The 19061-nt window shown below is 38.1% G+C and carries 16 protein-coding genes; 9 read left to right on the top strand and 7 right to left on the bottom strand.

What is annotated here, in order from left to right; genetic code table 11:
* The 5 genes from F8S12_RS36260 to F8S12_RS36240 all read right to left on the bottom strand — a co-directional run.
* Window positions 1–917 (bottom strand): tyrosine-type recombinase/integrase (locus F8S12_RS36260; RefSeq protein ID WP_196521176.1); only part of this gene is annotated, 917 nt, incomplete at its 3' end.
* Window positions 918–1443: 526 nt separating this feature from the next.
* Window positions 1444–2289: a DMT family transporter gene (locus tag F8S12_RS36255; protein ID WP_196521175.1), complete on the bottom strand. Its 846-nt coding sequence runs from the start codon at window positions 2287–2289 to the stop codon at window positions 1444–1446.
* Window positions 2290–2437: 148 nt separating this feature from the next.
* A complete protein-coding gene (locus tag F8S12_RS36250; protein WP_196521174.1) occupies window positions 2438–3352 on the bottom strand; it encodes a DMT family transporter in 915 nt (304 codons plus the stop codon).
* A 256-nt stretch (window positions 3353–3608) separates the two neighbouring features.
* Window positions 3609–4424, bottom strand: a complete 816-nt coding sequence (locus tag F8S12_RS36245) for a phytanoyl-CoA dioxygenase family protein (RefSeq protein WP_196521173.1) — start codon at window positions 4422–4424, stop codon at window positions 3609–3611.
* Between the two features lie 722 nt (window positions 4425–5146).
* Window positions 5147–5671, bottom strand: a complete 525-nt coding sequence (locus tag F8S12_RS36240) for a helix-turn-helix domain-containing protein (protein WP_190963217.1) — start codon at window positions 5669–5671, stop codon at window positions 5147–5149.
* Window positions 5672–6064: 393 nt separating this feature from the next.
* On the opposite strand from F8S12_RS36240, the gene F8S12_RS36235 reads away from it, so the two are divergent.
* Window positions 6065–7546, top strand: a complete 1482-nt coding sequence (locus F8S12_RS36235) for a hypothetical protein (protein WP_196521172.1) — start codon at window positions 6065–6067, stop codon at window positions 7544–7546.
* Window positions 7543–8889 (top strand): DUF1822 family protein, encoded by a 1347-nt coding sequence (locus tag F8S12_RS36230; protein WP_196521171.1) that lies wholly within the window; start codon window positions 7543–7545, stop codon window positions 8887–8889. Before F8S12_RS36235 ends, F8S12_RS36230 begins: the two co-directional genes overlap by 4 nt.
* Window positions 8890–9061: 172 nt before the next feature.
* Here the strand turns inward: F8S12_RS36230 and F8S12_RS42175 are convergent, their stop codons facing one another.
* Together F8S12_RS42175 and F8S12_RS42170 are read right to left on the bottom strand one after the other, a co-directional pair.
* Window positions 9062–9298, bottom strand: coding sequence for a hypothetical protein (locus F8S12_RS42175; protein ID WP_196521177.1), 237 nt, complete (start codon window positions 9296–9298; stop codon window positions 9062–9064).
* Window positions 9299–9358: 60 nt separating this feature from the next.
* Window positions 9359–9565, bottom strand: coding sequence for a hypothetical protein (locus F8S12_RS42170; protein ID WP_196521170.1), 207 nt, complete (start codon window positions 9563–9565; stop codon window positions 9359–9361).
* Window positions 9566–9611: 46 nt separating this feature from the next.
* Here F8S12_RS42170 and F8S12_RS36215 point away from each other — a divergent pair, with 46 nt between their 5' ends.
* The 7 genes from F8S12_RS36215 (at window position 9612) to F8S12_RS42165 (ending at window position 18739) form a co-directional block, all read left to right on the top strand.
* Entirely contained in the window at window positions 9612–9812 is a 201-nt protein-coding gene (locus F8S12_RS36215; RefSeq protein ID WP_230968514.1) for a hypothetical protein, read from the top strand.
* A 99-nt stretch (window positions 9813–9911) separates the two neighbouring features.
* Complete coding sequence (locus F8S12_RS36210; RefSeq protein ID WP_196521169.1) at window positions 9912–13058, top strand: CHAT domain-containing protein; 3147 nt, start codon at window positions 9912–9914, stop codon at window positions 13056–13058.
* 85 nt (window positions 13059–13143) lie between these two features.
* Window positions 13144–15561, top strand: coding sequence for a CHASE2 domain-containing protein (locus F8S12_RS36205; protein ID WP_196521168.1), 2418 nt, complete (start codon window positions 13144–13146; stop codon window positions 15559–15561).
* Window positions 15558–16286, top strand: a complete 729-nt coding sequence (locus F8S12_RS36200) for a DUF928 domain-containing protein (protein ID WP_196521167.1) — start codon at window positions 15558–15560, stop codon at window positions 16284–16286. Before F8S12_RS36205 ends, F8S12_RS36200 begins: the two co-directional genes overlap by 4 nt.
* Window positions 16287–16593: 307 nt before the next feature.
* A complete protein-coding gene (locus F8S12_RS36195; RefSeq protein WP_196521166.1) occupies window positions 16594–17109 on the top strand; it encodes a tetratricopeptide repeat protein in 516 nt (171 codons plus the stop codon).
* 160 nt (window positions 17110–17269) lie between these two features.
* Complete coding sequence (locus tag F8S12_RS36190; protein WP_196521165.1) at window positions 17270–17602, top strand: tetratricopeptide repeat protein; 333 nt, start codon at window positions 17270–17272, stop codon at window positions 17600–17602.
* Window positions 17603–17611: 9 nt separating this feature from the next.
* The gene (locus tag F8S12_RS42165; RefSeq protein WP_331001488.1) at window positions 17612–18739 is read left to right on the top strand and encodes a tetratricopeptide repeat protein; all 1128 of its coding nucleotides are present in this window, start codon (window positions 17612–17614) and stop codon (window positions 18737–18739) included.
* The last annotated feature ends 322 nt before the right edge of the window (window positions 18740–19061 follow it).

Raw genomic sequence — 19061 nt, 5'->3', positions numbered from 1 at the left:
GCATGGCTGGGGTCAACTCCCAATAGCAATAAATCAGTAGCATAGGTGTGGCGAAAGGAGTGAGGATGTAAATCCTCAATGTGAGCTATTTCACCGATTTTTTCCACAGCGAAGTAAATACCGTGATAACTCAAGCGTTCGCCCTTGTATGAAGCATGGTGTGAAATCATCAATGGGCTAAGGCTGTTTAACACCTCACTCCTTTCTTCTCGCGTAAGCAAATACTCTGCTAAAACTTCCCGACTCTCTTTTCGCAGTGGAACTAAGCGCGGTTCATTCGTTTTGGTGTCTGGTAAAAACAGCAGTTTGCCATCAAATGATCCAACATTTAGCTGTACAACTTCCCCAGCCCGGAGTCCATGACTGAGAATGTGAAGAAGTGCTGTATCGCGTTGTTTTGTTTCTCCCAACAATTCCAACGCTGACCAAACCCGTTCCATCTGTTCTGGGGTTAAACTCTGGGCTGGTGGTAGAGGTACTTTTTCCAGTTTAATCCCCAGTGTGGGATTAGTAGCAATTATGTCAGGATACGTGTAGCACATCCATTTAAAAAAGCTTTTGAGTGCCGCTACCCCCGCATTTATACTGCTTTTGGAAAGCGGTTTACCTGCATCAGTCCGTATTTCATCTCTTAGGTATTCTTTATATAGCGCAAGGTGACGTGGACGCAGTTCATGATAATGTAGTTCACTCCAAGCCAAAAACCTTTTGAGTTCGCGTTCGTAGAGTTTGCGGCTGTTGGGTGCAAGATTGGTGCTGCGTAAAAACTCCAGTACTTTTATCCACCGTATGTCTGTGGGTGCAGCTATTTTTCCTGCCCTGCTTCTAGATTCTCCCTGTAGGGTTGATGGTGCTTGATCCTGTATGTGGATCAACTTAATTGGCGGTAGGTTGTCAAACTGAGGATTATTTACCATCTTGATCGCGATCGCCTAGAAGCAGTGTGGAACTAACACCCAAAATTGTATGTGACTTTAGGGAAAATCTGGCTACCGTGTCACTAGAATGCTTCTCAATCTTGGTACTGAAGTGAATTGTTAAAAATGTTTACAAATCTTGGATAAGTGAACTAACTCTCCGTAAAAAGTCGCCATATAAGGACAGTTGCTTCCAAATAAGGCGTTGCATAAAAGAGCAGATGAATTGAGGTTATCTACTATGCAATGTCCACACTGTGGGTCTACGTAAATTCCGAAAAATAGAACGCCAAATTTCTTTGTGTACCATAGAGGGCGCTAGGAGAGGGAATAAAAGCAACAGGAGAAGCAGAAGAGAAATGTGGCTTATGATGCTCGAATGCAGATTATGTATGGGATTCATGCTCCGTGTACACGCCCCAAGCCCGGGCTTAAAATTCCCGATACATAGAAAATTTACTTTGAATGAACTGCTGCGGTTCCTACCCCTAAAAGCAAAATTCCTGCACCAGTTAATAAGATAAAACTAGGTATCTCTCCAAAAAATATGTAAGCGAATATACTTGGAAAAAACTGGTTCAAACATTACAGCTAATGTCACGATAATTGGTGAAATCCAGCGCAGTGACCAATTCAAGCTGGTTTGACCAATAACTTGTGAGAATACAGCCATCAAAAAAATATAAAGATAAACAATTGTAGGATAACCCGTGTAACCACTACCGAAAAAATAGGGTAAAGGAAGTAAAACTAGTCCTGCGGAGCTGTAAGCAATTACTGCATAGATACCAGTACTCAAACCCTTATTTTGTGCTTCTTTACCTGCTAAAAAATAAAGACTGTACACCCATGAGCCAATCAAAGCAAGAAAATTTCCTAAAAGTGGATTATCAGCAATAATACTTTCTGTAATAGCTCCATCATATGCAATTATTAATGCACCTAAAAGGGCTAAAAAGATCCCTAATAATGTCTGACGCATTGGCTTTTGCTTAAACAATATCCAATAAAGCAATGTAACCCATATAGGGTTAGTAGTAACTATAGTAACGGAGGCTGCTATGGATGTATAAGAAAGAGATAAAAACCAAGCTACATAGTGAATTGCCAAACATATACCAGCTATAACAGAATAAACAAAAGCACCTGGTTGAGCTTTTACTTGAGATAAACCTTTCCATAATGGAAATATTAATAATGAAGAAACTATTAATCGAGAAGCTGATAAAAAAAGACTAAATCCAATTCCATTCAATCCTGTTTTTTGAGATGATAATCTCACAAAAACAGCAGCCATAGATATTCCGAAAACTCCTATAAGGAGAGCAAATGCAATTTGCCAGATTGAAGGCTTTATCAATGAAGTTCTCATTTATTAAAATCCTAACTCTTAAATTAAATAAATTTTATATTTTTGCTATTAACCCAAGTTGCGGTTTATTAAAATAAAATTTACTACTGAATGCGAATATGCACTTAAAAGTGTGCGTAGCCCAACCATCACTTTTAAGTACATACTCTTATTCAGTGATGCCACTTTTTGAATGCTGTACTAAATAGATACCTAGTGCAACTCCTGTTGCACCGAAGAAGTCTAAAATTCGGAGTGGCTCACCTAACAAAAAAGCGCTTAAAAAGAGACCAATTACCGGAGTCAGGAAGAAAAAAGCACTAGCTTTACTTGCATCACCACTACGAAGAAGAAAAAGCCATATCATCATTCCACCGCAGGAAACCCCAAAAGACAAGTATGCAACTGCTCCTAAAAGATTCAGGTCGTAGCGAATTGAAGCAATAGGTTCCCAAATAAGGATTAAAGGCAAAAGTGCTATGCTAGCAATAAGTAGCTGAGTACCATTGATCACCGTCAAATTATAATGAAGCGTCCAGCGTTTGAATAATATTGTTCCTGTTACCAAGAAAGCGTTGGCTAGCAGTAATAGGGCCATTGAAATAGGGTCGTTATCAATTCCTTGGCGGGAATACATGGTTATGAATACACTGACGAAGGCTAAAATAAGTCCAATCCCCTTCATTGAGGTCAATTTTTCCTTAAGAAAAATAGGAGCTAACAACGCTAAGATTATTGGATTAGTACTAGCAAGAATCGCACCCATCCCAGATGATAAGTGGCGCAGTGCTATTGCTGTAAGACCGATATAGGCAAAGTTATTTAGAAGTCCGAGAACTATGAGCCGTGACCATTCTTGTTTAGAGTTAGGTAACTGATACCCACATATTTTGGCGAAAAGCATGAGAGTACAGCCAGCCAGCAGGAATCGAAAGAACATTAAAGATAATGGAGGGCTACTGCGGAGTCCAAACTTGACTGCTATGAACGTTGCAGCCCAGATGAAACAAAACAACAATGCCAGCAGTGTATATAAGGCAGTAGAAATAGTCTTACGGGACTTTTTTGTACTATGTATATTCATTTTTTTCAGAGATGAGTATGAAACTTGACTGATCTAAAGAAGTAAATAGAAGTCAGTAAAACTAGGTGGTACAGAGGGTGAAGCGGCAAGAGAGGTTGAAGCTACTACATAACAGTTGTAACGTTGTAACCGTTTACGGGGGTAACGAGGGAATAAGGGTTACAGGCAAATTAGTGAGATGATTTAGCCTGTTTTCTTCCAACTCAAAGTCTTGATAGTGGCTCAAACCCTATTAACTTCTTACCCCCATGAACGGTTAAACTACATCTTCAAATAAAAAATTATCTGGCATAGATATCACTGAATTACAGTTTAGGCTAGCAATAAACTCTAAACGTGGATTCTTAGCAGTAGGAGGTGCATTTTCAAGACTGTTATACGTAATAAGAATGTTGGTTCTATCTTTAGCCGACATATTATTTGTAGAACCATGAAAAACATTGGAATCAAAAAACAAAACAGATCCGGCTGCGCCTTTAGCTGCGAAAATTTCATATTTATTGAGTAATCTCTCAAAGAAGCTTTTATCAACTTCATATTTTAAATCTGCCGAGAATGTTGCTGTCCATAAGGGATTATTTAAATATTTTTTACGAACATTCAAATCTACCATTCCTTCTTTATGTGATCCAGGAATAAATAGTAGCGGCCCATTAAAGTCATTTGCCTCTTGTAAGAAAATTGCAACGCTCAATGCCTGTGATCTTGGCATTCCATCTTCTTTATGCCAATATAAAAAGTCTTGATGCCAGTCCCATTTATCTCCCTCTAATGCTGCCTTAACGTTAATCTTATACTGATATACATATACCTCACTTCCTAAAAGTTGCATACTTGGTTTGACAAGCTTCGATAGCTGTAAAAGACGCTGAAATACCTTATTTGTAGTATTGGGAGCAAGAATACTACGAACAGCGCCATTATTTTCTAAGATTCTTCGTGGTGTATCTTCAGACAGTAAACTAGGAATTTGAGTTATAATATAGTCAATTTCCGTTTTTGAAAAATAGTTTTCTAAAAACAAAAAACCATTTTCATTGTAACTATTAACTTGCTCTTTTGTAAACTGCATAGAAACAATCTCGCGTACTTTAAAACAACAATAAATTAAGAAACTATCGAATGTTATAGGAGTTCTGATCTTACTAGTAATCAGCCCCTATCCTGTTAATTAAGACTTGGAATACCGATAGCAAGGCTACCTTTATGTAAGCATTGATAAGGATAAAAATAGAATAAGTTTACCGATAAATTAGCCTATTTTTATCCATGAAGACAAAGGAATTAATAATCCCTTAAGCTCTATCAAATTGATACCCAACTGAGCAAGTAGACTATATTTTTAATTTAAATGCTTTTTTATGAATAAGCAATATTTCTATTAATTATTTGAGAATTTAAATGGAGACTTTTTTCCTAATTTATTAAGTCTAAAATTCTAAAAATTTACAAGATTTTAATTAGATGATGCTTTGAAAGTCCCTTTTGCTCTCATATGTAGCATAATAAAATATCTCACTATAGCAATCCTAAATGAGTCGTGAAAAATATAAATAAGGAAACGAACCGCCAAGAACGCCAAGGACACAAAGGGAAGAAAGAAGAAAGAGATATAGAATTTTCACAAATGATTTAGGACTGCTATATATAGTTAAAACCTTCTTTTTTGTTGGAGTTTATCCCAGTTAAGATGGCAAAACTATACATTCTGAGAGTTTCAACACATACTCTGAGAGAAAACTATATTTAGCTATTTTAAATTATTATTTTAGAAATAAATACTAAATTTATTTCTCATTTATTGTTTATGCTGTTAGCAGAACTTTCTATAGTATTAGGTTTTGGACAAGTAGAAAGCCCCATTCGTTTTAGTAACTGGTTGACATAGCGATCGCTTACCTCGATACCCAATTCTTTTGCTAAATGCTTACTTAACCATTTTCCTGTCCACCGTTTAAAGGCATAGCCGTAGTCACGGGGAGTGTGATTCATCAATTCTTGTAGCCTATTAAGATATTGCTCATTTATTGTTTTGGGTCTACCGATAGGAGGTTCATTCCAGAGATGTGCTTTCCCAGCACGTGCCATAGCTATCCAATAACGTGCTGTGTCTTGAGAACATTCTAGTGTCTGGCAAATTTGTGCTTGAGATTGTCCTGCATCTACCATGAGCATAATTTCAATCCGACAACGGTACTCTGGACGTAAATCCGGTGTGAGACATCTGAGTAAAAATTGGCGCTGAAAAGGTGTTAATATCATTTCCTGTTTAACTGACGTGCAATTGAGAGAAACAAATAGATTGTTTGCTTGCGGCATAGTTGCATTAATTGCTTTTAAGTAAGTGGAACGGCGTAAATATTTGTAGTTGAGATAAGGCAGGAGGCAGTGTTTCGACTACGCTCAACAACCGAGCAGGAGGGAAGAAGGTTTTAGCCTCGTTTATCTTTATTAACAGGTTATGTTTTTTCTACCGACTTACTTAATAGCGATGAATTAGTATTGGTAGGGAATTTTTTACTGCCTCTGTTTTTATGTATCTCCAGGTACTCGGGAGGGTATGCAAAAATTCTGGTTTGCCCAATCTCGTCTCATCTGCCAAGGTACACAAAGTTACCTTACAGTTTTAAGATCCTAAGTTTTTGTCCTCAATGAGTTTTTGCCATACAAGCTAAAACTGCATAAGATCAGTGAGTCTAGAGTTAAGACTGAATGCCAGGCAATACTGCTGTTGATGGTTTAGTTCAAATACTTATGGGTGTGGCATCACGATATTGGCAACTAGTGAAAATTGATGGGGCGGGACGGCGACAGGTTCAGGAAATTAGTCCAGCTAAAGCATTTTTTGTAGATGTGTTCCCAGCGATCGCCTTTGGTGGGGGGAACGCGATATCTACGACGGGCTACGCCTACGCAGATAATACAGATCGTCATCATATCCCAGATGCAGAAATTCAACTCCAACTGCTGCAACTATCGCGGGATGCGCCTGCTGATAGATGCTTGTTAGCACAACGTTGTCTATTGTGTTTTATATCTTGGCAAATTGAGCAAGTTTGCTCACAATTGGCAGCCAACTTTGGGAGTGTTCACGGTTTCAGTTGTGCTGATTTGCTGCCTTACGTCCTAGATGATGATGGCAGGCTACAACCGAATAGTACTTATCAATCTCTTTCTCAAAAGATTTTGCAGAGTTTTAACCCACAACAAAGCAGTCTCACAACCTGGACAACTACCAGAGTCAAACACGATGCTGCACTCAATCAATTTTTGCTGGAGTGCGGAGTTTACATGGTGAGTGACTGGGCAATTCTCAATGATACTCGACCTCAACAGCTAGAGCGTATTTTCAGAGAATTTTACGCCTTAACACCTCCAGAAATTCAACAAGCGCAACAGCTTTTAGAAAGCTACCATGCTGTTTATCGGACAGCACGTCTGCAACAGCGATCGCTCTCGATTGGGGGAAAATGTACTACACCGACAACTCAACAACTACAACAAATCGCCACTCTCCTCCAAAATCAAACTAGTCAAACTCTCAAGAGTGAGACTGTGATGATACAACTGCAAAAACTCGCAACTCAACTAAGAGAATACCGGATTCATGTCCGGGGTGGGTCTTTACCGACAAAATCTCTAGATACTATTACTGGTGATGAGTATACTGACACTACCAAAGCGTTAGATAATGAAGATGAACAAACAGAGTTTTTGCAATTATATCGCCCCCAATTTCTGGCTTGTTTAGAACAAGCATTGGCTATAGTGACTCAATCACGGGTAAATAGATTACAACGGAAAAAGGGTGAAAAAGCCAAAAAGTTTTTGCAAGCACTCAAGTTATTTCACTGTCAAAATTTACGCATGACAGAAATTGCTGACAGTATGGGATTACGTGCCCAAGATGCAGTAACTCGTTTGCTAAAACTAAAAGAATTTCGTGCTGATGTTAGACAACAGCTTTTATTATTGTTATGCGATCGCGTTTTGGATTTAGCAAAAAACTATTCTCACCCAGACAGGCTGATAACTCTAGAACAGCAAATTAAACTTGCTCTTGACGAACAAATTACTCAGGTTATAAAAGAAGCAGGAAATCAATCTCAAACAGCAAAAATCAACACAATAGAAAATGGTCTGTTTCGTGAAAGACTCTGCCGTTATCTCGATTCGCTTAATGAGGAAATATGACTAATTTATCCAAAACTACTCCGCAGATGCGGCTAGATTTTGAATCTTTACCAACAGCCGCCATTACTTTCTCTGCCGATCAAATTACTCAAGCAGTAGAAGTCAGTATTAAAATTAAAAATTCGTCTCAGCAGTGGCAAACTTATATTCATGCTTTGGCGTTATGCGCTTTTGAAGAATGGTTAGCAGAACGGGCAAATACTCTGACAATTAACCGGGAAAGATGTACAACTTTCCAGCCAGCACTTGCGAAGGCGATCGCGGCTGTGGCAAATTTACAGGTAGGTAAATTTAAAGTTTGTTTAATTACCACTGGTAGCCTAACTGATGATCAAATTTATTTACCACAAGCAGTTGTAGATTTACCAGAATATACTCCTCATTTTTATGTGTGGGTGGAAGTTTTAGAAGAAGAAGATGCAGCATTTATTTCGGGGTTTTTATCTTATCAGCAGTTAAGAGAACACCAGACAAAAGTTAATTTACAATCAGAAGCAGATTGGAATTATCAAATACCTCTGAGTTGGTTTGAGAATAATCCAGACCGCTTATTGTTATACTTGCGTTGTCTAGAACCAGAGACAATTGCTTTACCACCTAAAAGCGAAAATACCCAGATTTTATCGACAATCCAAAATGAATTACTAACATTATTACCCCAATTGCGATCGCCTGGAAGAGAACTATGGCAAGTGTTGACTTGGGAACAGGGAAAGGTAGTGTTGAATCATCCAGAGTTGCTGAATTGGATTGATAATTTACAGCAGCAAACACACACGTCTTCAGTTAGTGACAACTTAAAAGATTTACTGAAATTGTTGACAGAGCCAGCGCTGAATGTGGGACGTTGGTTGTGGGATGAATTAGATGAATTAGCAGAGGAGTTTTCTTGGCGACTATTGCCGAGTTTAACACCGACGGCGGCGATGCGAAGTCCTACAGAAGAGTTTCCAGCCATTATTAACCAACTTCAGCAGCGAGGTTTGGAAATTCCGGCTGTGGCGCGGGGTGCGTATCAAGATTTTTTATTAACAGCAATTCCACTGCGATTATATGCTGTGACTTGGCATTTGTTAACGGAATCAGAACCGAATTTATGGACATTATTGTTAGTTCTTGGCACAGCTTCTCACACAGGTTTACCGGCTCATTTAAAACTGCGGGTGAGTGACCAAACTGGGATTTTAGTGGAACGGGGTATAAATCCACAACAGGGTGATTCTTATTTATTTACGCGTGTGGTGGGGAATTGGGATGAGAAGTTTTTGGTGAGTGTAAGTTTAACAGATGGTGTTGAGGTTAACTTACCTCCATTTACATTTTCTCACAGGCGATCGGTTTAGTTTCTCCGGTTACATTTTTGGTAACAAATATCTCGTGTATAAGTAGTTAATCTATACAGTTAGTTACGATAAATTTTGGTCAAGCCCCCAACGCACCGCTATACAAAACGGTGCGTTAGGCTAACGCCATAACACACCCTAACTTTTGATTTAAAATCAACTCTTAATTTTCTCATGATGGCTGTTCAGCAAATCTTGCTAAAAATTCTTCACGAGATAATTGTATTAGCAAAGGAGTGAATTGTTCCGGTGGCAATGACAATAAAGGCTCAATAATTGCAGATAATTGCTTATCTAATTCACCAAAACGAGCTTTGAGTAAATTTTCTATAACTACACGCTGTCCTTGCTGAACTCCTTGCTCTGTTGCTTCTGCTAACTTTTGGGTATAAAGAGGTGATAATCGCATAATTAACTCCCTATCTTCAGGATCTAAATTCTGACTGACTTCTAAGGTGATTTTCAAGCTCTACAATAACTCTAGCGCTCTAGCGCGTAAAGGTTCATCTTCTGAAAGCGCTTCTAGTTCATCAATGGCTTGTTGCTGAACTTTTCCCTTACCAAGAATTCTTAACCAGAGAGTTTCTGTAGTTCTGGGTAATTGATGAATTGCTACTATTGCTGTTCGCAAGTATTTGGGTAAACAATAGACTCCAGTTAACCAGTTTCTCAACATTCAACACTTCTGGTTCAAACCAAAAGAGATATGTGTAGCATTGCGAATGCTTTTTGGTCTAGTGAATGTCCACCTGACTAATGCGAGTTTAATTGCTCAAGTATTGCTTTGGCATGAGGCTGGTTTAGATTTCGCTGATGCTTTTCATCTTGCCCTGGCTCAAAATTATACTCATTTATATACATTTGATGAGAAATTTGTGAAACGCTCCAAGGGACTAACTACCTGCGAAGTGACAATACCTTAAATTAAGTCATACAAAAATTTTTGCATAACTTCCCAAAACGTGAGAGATATAGAGAATTAGCCAGCAAATTACTCTCATCTGCTTGGAGGACTGCTTCTCATGCATTACCGTCTCAAATCCCTCTCTGTTGCTACTTTAGTGCTTTCCCTAACATTTCCATTAGGTGCATGGGAATTACAACCATTGATAACGTCTCAGGCGTTAGCACAAAGCCCAAAAGCCCAAAAAGCTGAAGCAGATGCACTCATTAAACAAGGTGATGAACTAAGTGACAGTAATCAACCTCAAGCTGCTTTACAAGTTTTCCAGCAAGCTTTAAGCATATACCGTCAAATTAAGGATAAACAAGGAGAAGGTAAAGCACTTAATTATATTGGCACTATTTACTCTAATAATTTTGATGAATTCAACAAAGCAATTACTCACTATCAACAAGCTCTAGAACTTGCCCAGACTATTAAAGATACCTATTTAGAAACGAAAGCGCTGAATAATTTAGGACTTGTTTATTTGCGTTTAGAAAATACTCAGATGGCGATTGAATACTGCAATAAAGCATTAGCAGTAGCACGACAAAACAAGAACTATGAAACAGAAGCGATCGCCTTAAAAAGTCTGGGAGGAATATATATTATCTCTGATACTTCTAAAGGACTTAGTTTTATTGAACAAGCTTTAGCTATTTTACCGAAAGCAGGTGGCGCTGCTGAAGATAAATTACGCCAACGTAAACTAGAAATCAATATCTTGATTTCTCTTGGTAATCTTTATTATGGATTTGGTGGAGCTAAACTTTTCAATCAGGATGCAATAGGTAATAAATTGTTGGATAAATCATTGCAAAATTATCAAAGAGCTTTAAAAATTGCCCAAGAAATAGGCGATCGCCTCAAACAAGGAAAAGTTTTCCTCGAAATAGGAGACATATACTTTATCAAAAATCAGTACCCCAAAGCTCTAAAAATATTTCAGCAAGCTTTACAAATATTCCAAACAAATAAAAACTTTTCCCCTCAAGTTAGAACAGCCTACACCAAGTTAGGTGATGTATATGTTAGATGGGGTAAACAAGAACAGGGACTGATATCTTATCAGCAAGCGCTGGAAATTATCCAGACAGAAGTACCTAATTCTCCTTTACAGAGACTAGAACATGATACCAAGCAAGGATGGCTTTTCATGAACATTGGCAATGTTTATTCTTATACAAGTAAATATGAAAAAGCATTAGAATCATATAAACAAGCATTAACAATATTTCAATCAGCGCACAACGCTGCTAAAAAAGTTATTAGCCCTTGGAAACAGTTTGATGAATTACAAATTAAGCGGGGAATTCAAACTAGTTATCTGCGGATGTGTTTAGTATACAAATTTCTAGGGCAATATGAAGAAGCAAAGCAGGCTTGTCAAGCTGTAAAAGATGTTCCTGAAAATTCTCAATTATCAAAAAATTTATTTCTAAAAAATAAATCTTCTAAATCTCCTGCTGAGTTAGAAAAGGCGCGCCAAGATTTAAACGAAGCACTAGAGAGTTTAGCACAATCACGAGTACTGGGTTTCCCAGATTTCATAATAGCTGACTTGGCTAAGGTTGGTGATGCTTATGCGAAATTGGGAGAAGAGAAACTAGCTGAGGAATATTTTCAAAAAGCTATAGAACTCAGTAAAACAGTTGATAGTCCTCAATTAAAACCATACATATTTTTTGTAGTTGGTGCACTCTACGAGCAAAAAAAACAATATGATTTAGCTTTGAGTTATTATCAACAAGCTGGAGAATTTGCTAAAGAAAGTGGAGACAAGTTACAAGAAGCACATATTTTTACACAAATTGGTATCAGTAGCTTGATTGCCAATAAATTATCGGTAGCTACTGCTGCTTTATCTAGAGCAGTTGATGTTTTTGATTCAATGCGGATTGATTTGTCAAATCCAAGTCAAATCACAATTTTTGAAAACCAAGCTAGTACCTATAGTTTATTACAAAAAACCTTAATTACTCAGAATAAATTCCAAAAAGCTTTAGAAGTCGCTGAACGCGGTAGAGCTAGAGCCTTTATTAATTTGCTAGCCTCGCGAGTTTTAACTATCAGTAACAGTGGAACAAATGTTGAAGCTACGAATATATCACCGCCAAAACTTCAAGATATTCAGAGAATTGCTCAAGCACAAAAAGCAACAATTGTAGAATATACTGTACTAAGATACAACTTAGATAATGACAAAAAAAAGGATATTTCTGAACTTTACATTTGGGTAATCAAACCAACTGGCAAAATCGCATTTAAACAAGTAGACCTGAAATTATTAAAAACACCACTTACACAGCTAGTAGATAAAAGCCGTCTATCCATTGGTGCTAGGGGTCGGGGTATTAAGGTAGAACCCAAGGATGAATCAAGTAAAAAACAAAACTTGCAGAAATTATATGAGGTATTGATTGAACCGATCGCATCTATTCTCCCGACAAACCCAGATGAACACGTCATCTTTATCCCACACGATTCGCTATTTTTAGTTCCCTTCGTTGCACTGCAAGATAAAGATGGCAAATACCTGATTGAAAAACATACTATCTTAACTGCACCAGCAATTCAAGTTTTAGACTTGACACGTCAGCAGCGCCAAAAGGTGACGGGTAAAGATGTGTTAGTCATGGGAAATCCGACAATGCCAAAAGTAGGCATTCCACCTGTGCAACTTAACCCACTGTTGGGCGCGGAAAAGGAAGCATTAACTATTGCTAATTTATTCAAAGTTAAAGCTATTACTGGTAAAGATGCGACAAAAGCAGCTTTTAAACAAAAATTATCATCTGCCAGGATTATTCATTTAGCAACGCATGGATTGTTAGATGATGCTGATAAGAGTATACCAAGTGCGATCGCTCTTACACCCACCAGTAACGATGACGGTTTACTCACCCCTGAGGAAATTGTCGATTTAAAAATCAACGCTGAATTAGTGGTGTTAAGCGCTTGCGATACTGGGAGAGGCAAAATAACAGGCGATGGTGTGGTTGGATTATCTCGTTCTTTGATTACGGCTGGCGCGTCTAGTGTGATTGTCTCTTTGTGGGCGGTTCCTGATTCAACGACATCAGAATTAATGACGGAGTTCTATCAGCAATGGCAGAAAAATCCTGATAAGGCGGCGGCGTTACGCAATGCAATGCTGATTACTATGAAGAAGCATCCTCAGCCTCGTGATTGGGCGGCTTTTACGTTGATTGGGGAGTCTTAGTTCACGCAGAGGCGCAGAGGCGCAAAGAGAGAACGGAAAGGGTTTAAGGTGTATTTCATAGGTGTTTATCGGCGGTTAATTAATTATGACTGCTTCTATTTTTAATTTAAAAGTTCAACAATTCGATCAACTTTGTGCATTTGAACTATCTTGGGGTAAGGGTCAGCAACTTGGGGTGACACTCGCCTATCCTGATGATCTGGATTTCAAATACCAAGAATGGCAGCGAATTTATCTCCGTTTTTATAACACAAAATTGCGAGGCAAAGTAGAAGAAATTGGCAGTTTTACTGCACCGCCTATTGATTGGCACTCGCAACTAGTCCAGGCGGAAGCACAACTTTTATCGGAATTTCATCACTGGTTACGCAGTGCAGAATTACATGAAATTCGTGTAAAAATTGCTCAAGCAACCAGAAATGACGAACATCCTAATGTTGATATTTTTCTCACTTGCAATCCTTTAGATTTAGCACGATTACCTTGGGAAGCTTGGGAAATTGGCACTGAATTTAGTTCATCATCTAGTAATATTAGGATTGTTCGTACACCAATAAATAGGCGAGAAACTGTTTATTATCCCAACGATCGCCGTTCTGGTAAAGCCAGAATTTTAGTGATTCTTGGTGATGAAAGTGGTTTAGACTTTCAAGCAGAAAAGCAGGCTATGATTTTTTTAAAATCAGTGGCGAAAGTAGAATTTATTGGTTGGCAACCTCAAGAAAGTATCCCGGAATTAAAAACTAAGATTGTCCAGGCGATCGCCTCAGAGCCAGGATGGGATATTTTATTATTTGCGGGTCACAGTAATGAAACTAATTTGACTGGGGGAGAAATAGCGATCGCTCCCAATACAGCTTTATCAATTAGTGAAATAGCACAGCCATTAATTATTGCTAAACGAAGAGGATTGCAGTTTGCTCTTTTCAATTCTTGCAATGGTTTAAGCATTGCTAATAAACTGATTGATTTAGGTTTAAGTCAAGTAGCTGTCATGCGCGAACCTATCCATAATCAAGTCGCTGGCGAATTTTTATTAGAATTTATCAAAGCTTTAGCTCAATATCAAGATGTCCATGAATCGCTAATTATAGCTGCTCAACATCTGAAGCTAAAAAACTCTCTTACTTATCCGAGTGCTTATTTAATTCCTTCTTTATTTTGCCATCCAGAAGTAACTTTATTTCGCTTCCAAGCCTCTGGTTTCAAGCGATTTATCGAATATTGGCAACCTACCCGCAAAGAAGCGATCGCCATCTCAATTTTATTAGTAATTAGTTTAATTTTACCTGTGCAAACTTTCTTATTACAGTGGCGTGTATGGGTACAAGCTATCTATCGTGACGCAACAAATCAATCTATCACCTCAACAAGTCCGCCACCAGTATTATTAGTACAAATTGATGAGGATTCTATTATTAAAGCTAAAATACCCGATCCTAAACCAATTGATTATAAGTATTTGGCAAGTTTAATTGACCAACTCACAGCCGATAAAGCTAAAGTCATCGGTATTGATTATCTACTGTCTAGACATCAACCGCAAAGCGATCGCATCCTCGCTAAGTCTATTAAAACTGCTGTTAGTTCTTCCAATCATACATTATTTGTGTTTGCAGCAACCTCGAATAATAAAAAGAAATGGTTACAAGTATTGCCTGAAATTGCTAACTTTAATTGGAGTTTATCAGGAGAAATTGAGTTTCATCCTTGGTATGTAACATTATTACCTCATGATGATTTTCAAACTCAGCCTTGGTATTTTTCTAGTTTATTAGTTTTGGGACAGCAATTACAACTAATTCCTGATAGACCACAGCCAAAATTAGATAGTCAAACAGATTATTTTCAACAGATGGGAGATGTTTTTCCTGGGAATTTAAAATCCCATCAAACTATTTTACAATCACCGCGATCGCGCCTGCAATTAGTAACGGCTTTGAGTTATTGGCTGGGTCAAATGTGGCTGCATCCAATCGCTGATTTTTCAATTCCTCCAAATCAGATATATAATACTATCCCAGCTTGGAAAATACTAGAAAGTCAGACTTCACATCAAGACTTACACCAGCAAGTTGTGATTATTATTCCTGGTGGATATGACGAAGCTGGCATTTCCCAAGATGGAGAAGATAATTTCGCAGGTGCGAATTTTCCACCAGCTATTAAATACTGGCAACCTAACATTAATTTATTCACAGGTGGTGAGTATCATGCTTACATGGTACATCATTTACTGAATCAGAGATTGGTTGTACCGATTCCTGATTTCTGGGTAACTGGCATAGCTCTATTATTAGGAAAAATACTATATTTACAACAAAAAAATAGAAAATATCGTTGGCAATGGTTGTTGTTGATGACAGTATTCACAGGGTTTTATGGAATAGTCAGTTTGCAGTTATACATTTCAATGACGGCGATACTTTTGCCTTGGTTATTACCATCAATCGGTTTGTGGGGTTACTTTGTACCTAATCTTTTATCAAGGAAAAAATCATGAATAAATTGCTATTTCATACGCTATCACTATCAGTAATAGCTTTAAGTACTACACCTGTTTTATCAAATCAACCAATACCTACTCAAAAAAAGCAATCACAGTCATTTATATCTTGGATTTCCCAAGCTATCTTTAAAAAAGAACCACCCATACAACCACGTAAAGGTGGTTCTCGCCCAACTGTACGTAATCCTGATGATATTTGCATGATTTCTCCAGATAAACCAAAGACTACTAGAATTGTTTGGAGCGATCGCCCTTTATTTATTTGGCAAGGTCAAGTAAAAAAAATAGTAGTGCTGAATAAAAATACTGGTAAAAAGTGGACTCAAGCAGTAACTGAGACTCAAAATATTTCTACTTATACAGCAGATAAACCACTGCAACCAGGCGAAACTTACGAATGGGAGGTGTCGTATGGTGCTAATCTGTCTTTAAACGTTAATTTTCAAGTGATGGAAGGGCAACAACGCGATCGCATTACCGCAGACTTACAGAATCTAGAAAAACAACTGAAAGCAGAAAATAAAGATACCGAAGCGATCGCTCTTGCGAAAGCCAAATACTTTGCCGAAAATCAGTTGTGGTCAGATGTCTTACAGCAAGTGTACTCTATACAAACAACCTCTATTGAGTTGGACGCATTTCGTAAAGACACTTTTCGCAAGTTATGTAATCCACCTACGGAAGTTAGCCATAATTTCCCCAAGCTTAAGTCTCGATAATTCTCATGTCCTAATGATAATTCCTGGGAACGGTACGAGCGTTTGATTATTGGTAACGACATCTGTAGCGTCATCACAACTGATAAGCCGATTCTAACAATAGCTTATCAGTTGTGATGACGCTAATTTTATTCCATAGATAAATTGCCATTTCCTCTACCTTTATCGAAAAATTTTACATTTCTACCAAATTTTTTTGCATATCCTCCCAACACCTCAGAGATATATATGCGTGAAGCAACAAGTCCACTTCTGCACAGGACTAGTTGGAAACTTAGCAAAACTTAGTATTTTAGGAGACATAGCAATGAAAAGTTTGAAATTAGCAGTAGCCATGATTGCATTAGTAACATTGACTCTCACTCCCAAAGCTGAAGCCAAAAGCTTGTTCCACAATCAACAAACATCAATAGTAACCGCACAAGTTTCCAACTCACAAACTGAAAACAACAGTGACACTGAAGCTTACCTGCAACGAGGGATTGAGCTTTTAGAGTCAAAAGACTATCAAGGAGCCATAGATGAATTTAACAAAATCCTGGAGATTGAACCCAAAAATATTTATGCTTACATTGGCAGAGGTGCTGCCAAGATGTACTTAGAACAATATCAAGCAGCAAAGACAGACTTTGACACAGCCTTAGAAATTACTCCCGATATTCCTTTAGCGTACTATTTTCGCGGTTTTACCAATTATGCCTTAAAAGACAAGCCAGCAGCGATCGCTGATTTACGCAGAGCATCCACATTGTTTAAACAAGAAAAAAAACTGGATTTAGCTCAAAAAGCGGACAGTGCAGCTAAAGAGATAGAAGCTAGCTAAAGCATTGCATAATTTTTATGACTGATGCAACAACCGGGTTTACAAGATATAAGTTTGTGAACCCAGTTTCTTTTTTACTCAAACACAAGCAAAATTATTGCATATCCTCTGAAAACTGAGAGAGATATACCACTGAGTCAGCCTGCTGGAGAATTCGCCAATGCGCCACCACCTGAAATGTCTCACCCTTGCCACTGTAGCCCTTTCCCTTGTGCCATTATCTGTTTGTCTTCCACTCTACCCTGCTCCTCTTGTAGCGCAAGCACAAACAACACAAAAACAAATTGCCGAGCAAGCGTTGCAACTTTACCAAAAAGCTACGGAGCAGTTTAAACAAGGCCAATTTCAAGAAGCATTGAAAACTTTAAAGCAAGTTTTAGCGATTATGAAAGAACTTGGCCTTCAAAAGGCACAAGGGACGATTCTCAATAATATTGGCTTAGTTTATAGCAACTTAGGGCAATATCCGCAAGCTCTCGAATCCTATGAGTAAGCTTTAGCTATCGCTAAACAAATTGGCGACAAAGCAGGGCAAGGGACTATTCTCAACAATATTGGGGAAGTTTACCGCCATTTCGGACAGTACACTAAAGCTTTAGAGTTCCAGCAGCAAGCTTTAGCCATTCACAAACAATTCAGTGATAAGGTTGGGGAAGGAATAACTCTTAACAATATTGGTGTAGTTTACCGCAGTTTAGGACAGTATATTAAAGCTTTAGAATTTTATCAACAAGCTTTAGCTATTCACCAACAAGTCAATAATAAAGTCGAAGCAGGGACAACTCTCAACAATATTGGCTTAGTTTATGACAGTCTGGGAAAGTATGCCAAAGCTTTGGAATTCTATCAGCAAGCTTTAGCTATTCACCAACAAGTCGGCGATAAAGTCGGTGAAGGGACAACTCTCCATAATATTGGCTTAGTTTATAACAGTCTGGGAAAGTATGCTAAAGCTTTGGAATTCTATCAGCAAGCTTTAGCTATCGCTAGAGAAATTGGCGACAAACGGGGAGAAGGATTAGCTTACAACAATATTGGTGCAGTTTACCGCAGCTTAGGACAGTATGCCAAAGCCTTTGAATTCTATCAACAAGCTTTAGCGATCGCCAAAAACATCGGTGCTAAAGCAGACCAAGGGATAACTATCGACAATATGGGGGCAATTTACCGCCTTTTGCGGCAGTATCCTCAAGCTTTGGAATCCTATCGGCAATCTTTAGCCATTCGCAAAGAAATTGGTGACAAAGCCGCTGAAGGGACAACTCTCCATAATACTGCCTTAGTTTATGACAATCTGGGGCAGTATCCCAAAGCATTGGAGTTTTATCAGCAATCTCTAGCGATCTCTAAAGAGCTCGGCGAACAATCAAGTCAAGGGGCAACTATCGACAATATTGGTTCAATTTACTATAAATTTGGACAACATACCAAAGCATTACAGTTTTTTCAACAAGCTTTAGCCATTCGCCAACAAGTCGGCGACAAACCAGGGGAAGGAGTAAGTCTCAATAATATTGGAGTGATTTACATACAATTAGGTAAGTATGCCGAGGCTGAAAAAACCCTATTCGCTGCAATTGAGATTTTAGAGTCTTTACGGACTGGGTTAACTCAGCAATTCTCATTTTGAAATAAATAGGGTATTAATCGCCATTTTGAAATTCAATACGTAGCACAAAATAATTAGTTTTTTAGGGAAAGGCGTAGGCGCAGCGCGCACTTCTCTACAAGACGCTCCGCAAAGGGCAAGCTCAGTGACCACCGCAGGCATCACTAAAAAATAATTGACTACAATTATTAAGTATAAATACTGACATATTTGAGGGATTTGCTTAAAAACGAAGGGTAAATCCAGGAAAGTAGTTCTGTTTTTAGAATATAGAACTTAATTAAAATAACAATTTATAATAGTTATCGAGCTTTGGTAAAATTAGTGAATTGAAAAATATTAA

Source organism: Nostoc sp. WHI, assembly GCF_015714725.1.
Lineage (GTDB): Bacteria > Cyanobacteriota > Cyanobacteriia > Cyanobacteriales > Nostocaceae > Nostoc.
This window is presented reverse-complemented; position numbering and strand designations above follow the sequence as displayed.